We start from the raw sequence: 289 nt of genomic DNA on the forward strand, positions 1-289 counted from the left end.
CGAGATCATCACCGCTTACGCCAAGAGGTGGGCGGTGGAGCCGCTGTTCAAAAGACATGAAGCACGGTTGGGGGCTGAAGGACGCTTGGCAGCGCTCGCGCCAGGGACTGATGCGCTGGGTCACCCTGCTCGGCGTGGGCTACGCGCTCACGCAGATGCTGGCCTACAGTGATCCGGCACGCCTGGACGGACTGGCCGAGCCGGCGCCCTGGCGGCCGCTGGGCACCCAGACTGCCGGCGTGATCCAGGCGGGGATCGGCCGCATTTTACGAGCGGTCGGGCTGCCGGG

Annotated in this window: 1 protein-coding gene; it reads left to right on the forward strand. The window is 68.9% G+C overall.

The features are described 5' to 3' along the window. Positions 1 to 56: 56 nt before the first annotated feature. Positions 57 to 289 (forward strand): hypothetical protein (locus Q7A36_RS41320; RefSeq protein WP_305109556.1); only part of this gene is annotated, 233 nt, incomplete at its 3' end.

Origin of the sequence: Paracraurococcus lichenis (assembly GCF_030657435.1) — a bacterium.
GTDB classification, from domain to species: Bacteria; Pseudomonadota; Alphaproteobacteria; order Acetobacterales; family Acetobacteraceae; genus Paracraurococcus; species Paracraurococcus lichenis.